Annotated in this window: 3 protein-coding genes; all 3 read left to right on the top strand. The window is 30.1% G+C overall.

Annotated features, from left to right (window positions below; translation table 11 throughout):
* Positions 1 to 165: 165 nt before the first annotated feature.
* Complete coding sequence (locus tag Q0C22_RS01665) at positions 166 to 963, top strand: ABC transporter permease (RefSeq protein ID WP_291490356.1); 798 nt, start codon at positions 166 to 168, stop codon at positions 961 to 963.
* Positions 960 to 1,706 (top strand): ABC transporter ATP-binding protein, encoded by a 747-nt coding sequence (locus Q0C22_RS01660; RefSeq protein ID WP_291490355.1) that lies wholly within the window; start codon positions 960 to 962, stop codon positions 1,704 to 1,706. The genes Q0C22_RS01665 and Q0C22_RS01660 overlap by 4 nt, the downstream gene beginning before the upstream one ends.
* A gap of 227 nt (positions 1,707 to 1,933) precedes the next feature.
* The coding region (locus tag Q0C22_RS01655) for an O-antigen ligase family protein (protein WP_291490354.1) at positions 1,934 to 3,068 on the top strand (1,135 nt) is incomplete at its 3' end.

The raw sequence follows: 3,068 nt of genomic DNA, 5'->3' as shown, positions 1-3,068 counted from the left end.
ACGAAAAAGGCGTCGTCCTGAACGCATGTGAAGGATCTACTTATGAGATTCTTCGTCGCTTTGCTCCTTGCGAATGACGAGTATGGTGGCTAATTGAAAAAATCAATTTACAATAAATCAAATCTATATATAATGGTTTTTTAGTATGGTAATAAAAGGTGATGCGTGAGTCAAAAATTATCAGCTATTAAAGAGGGTTTCAAGATACCCATCCAGTACAGGCACTTAATATGGATTTTAGCTTTAAAAGAGCTTAAAATCCGATACAGAGGATCCGCCTTTGGTTTTTTTTGGTCTATATTAAACCCTCTGCTTTTGTTATTGATATATGTTTTTGTTTTTACTGTCATATTTAAAGCATCTGCTAAAGCCTACCCTGTGTATTTGTTTGTGGGTCTTTTGCCGTGGAACTGGTTTGCCGGTTCTATAAATGAGTCTACAATGGCTATCGTAAGCTCTGGGGCATTTGTAAATAAATCTACGCTTCCATCTGAAATCTTAATAATGGTAAAAGTATTATCAAACTTTATAAATTATGTTTTGTCTTTGCCTGTGCTACTTTTATTTATAATTATTTTCGGTGTTTCAATAGGCTTGCCTTTGATTGTATTTCCTGTAATTGTAATTATTCAATTTTTTATTACCTGTGGAATTGGTTTTTTTGTAGCAACCTGGGAAGTCTACTACAGGGATATGCAACATATTGTAATGAATTTATTGCAATTTTTATTTTTTGGTATGCCAATTATGTATTTTGAGCAACAACTGCCCCTGAAAGCCCAAAAACTCATTTTTTTAAATCCGCTTGCTTATTTGATTAAATCTTACCAGAGTATTTTTTACTACAATTGGTTTCCAAAACCTTTTTATCTGGCTTTACTTGCTTTAGTAGCTATTGTTGTATATACTCTGGGGTTTTTATATTTTAGATCACACAAAGAGGAGTTTCCAGAGTTAGTATGAGTATATATGCCATAGAAGTATTGCATCTTACAAAAAGATTTAAAGTTGTAGAATACAACCCCACTTCTATAAAAACTAAATTTGTAGGTTTTATTAAAAGCGGTTTTAAAAGAAAAAAAAGGCCAACAATAACTGTACTTGATGATATCTCGTTTTCAATAAAAAAATCTACAACATTTGGTATAATGGGTAGAAACGGTGCTGGCAAAAGCACACTTTTAAAGCTAATCTGTGGCATTATAACACCAACAAGTGGTACAATTATAAGAAACGGAAAAATTGTGCCACTTTTAGAGTTAGGAGCTGGCTTTCATCCAGAACTTACAGCAAAAGAAAATATACTAATAAACGGACTTATGCTTGGGCTATCTAAAAAAGAAATAGAGGCAAAATACGATGAAATACTTGATTTTGCAGAATTAAGCCATGTAGCAAACGAACCATTGCGTACATTTTCATCTGGTATGTATATAAGACTTGCTTTTTCTGTAGCAATAAACATAAATCCTGATATTGTAATACTTGATGAAATAATGGGCGTAGGTGATCAATCCTTTCAGAAAAAAAGTTCTGAAAAAATCTTAGAGTTCCAAAAAAAAGGTAAGACATTAATCATAGTTAGCCATGATTCTACATTAGTTGAAAAAATATGTGATGAAGCCATGCTTATAGAAAAAGGTAAAATTGTAGAATTAGGAAGCCCTGCAATTGTAGCAAAAGCTTATACTGCTATGTTAAGTTAATTATGAATGCATTTTTGTTTTTTGCTTTTTTGGCGAAAAAGAATAGTCATCCTGAACGCATGTGAAGGATCTACTCAGTACCATATATAAAGTGGTGAGATTCTGAGCACACTTTCGTGTGCTCAGAATGACGAGGGGTAATCAGTTGCTAAATTGTTTGACATAAAATTGTTTATTTTATAATATATTTTGTAGAAAATGGCGGCTTTTTTAAATAAAGGACTTTTATGAAACAATCTTATTTTAACAATATTGAGTTTCCATCAGTTGATTATATTGGCAAAAAATTTATTTTTGTCAGTGCATTTTTGTTGACAATAGGCATTACTACATCAATAGCTATTACAAATATTGCTTTAACAATAGGTTTTGTAGGTTTGTTTATTTTAGTTTTATCTAAAAACTTTAGTTTCGAAAAAAAAGACATACCTATTGGCTTACTTTTTTTGCAAAACCTTTTATCTGTTTTTGGTATAAATGTAAAAAATAGTTTTACAAATTTAAATCCAGTGCGTTTATTTTTACATTACTTTATACTCAGCAGGCTTAGTGAAAAACACAAATTTATTGTAAATTTATTGGCTTTTGTGACTATTTTTACATCAATTTGCATTATGGTAAAAGCTTTCTTTAATGTTGAAATACAGGATATTTTTTCTGCGCGGCATATATACTTTCATTATCCGCCAATTCAAGCTGGAAGCTTGTGGTCAACAAGTTTTTTGGCAACTGGCTCTATTATGATGATGCTTGCTTTGCTTTTTGTAACATTGAGCTTTTATTATAAAAGTATTTTTTACTATACAAGCGCAGCTTTTGCTTTTCTGTCTTTGTTTTTTATTCAAGAATTATCAGCTATACTTGGTTTTTTCATTGGTATTATAATAATACCGTTTTTTATAAAAAAAATCAAAAAAAAGAATTTAATATTTTTTTATACAATAATTATAGTCGCTTTTGTAATTTTATTTGAAGCTAGCCCCGTAAAACAAAAAATCATCAATGCACTACATTATCATAAAAATACAAGCATATTATTAAGGTTTGCTCAGTGGGATGCTGCTATAAAAGCAATACAAAAGCAAAATTTTAAGACAATAATGTTTGGTTTTGGGCTAAATAATGCAGATAAAGCTATATTGCCATACAAAATTGAGAGTTTTAAAAATATATGCAATAAATATTCAACGCATTGTAGCTCATATACTCAATTGAATGGTATTGGTTATATGGATAATCTTTATTTTCAGACACTTATAGATTATGGAATAATAGGAGAATTGTTATTGATTTTGTCCTTTTTTATAATAATTAAAAACAATTTAAAAGCGCAGACCATCTCAAAATTTGCAACAGCTTTCA

Source organism: Desulfurella sp., assembly GCF_023256235.1.
Classification (GTDB): domain Bacteria; phylum Campylobacterota_A; class Desulfurellia; order Desulfurellales; family Desulfurellaceae; genus Desulfurella.
The sequence above is the reverse complement of the archived record's forward strand: the minus strand, read 5'-3'. Positions and strand labels throughout refer to the sequence as shown.

Coding starts and splice junctions, on each gene's coding strand:
- Q0C22_RS01660 (WP_291490355.1), top strand. CDS start 960: ATGAGTATATATGCCATAGAAGTATTGCATCTTACAAAAAGATTTAAA.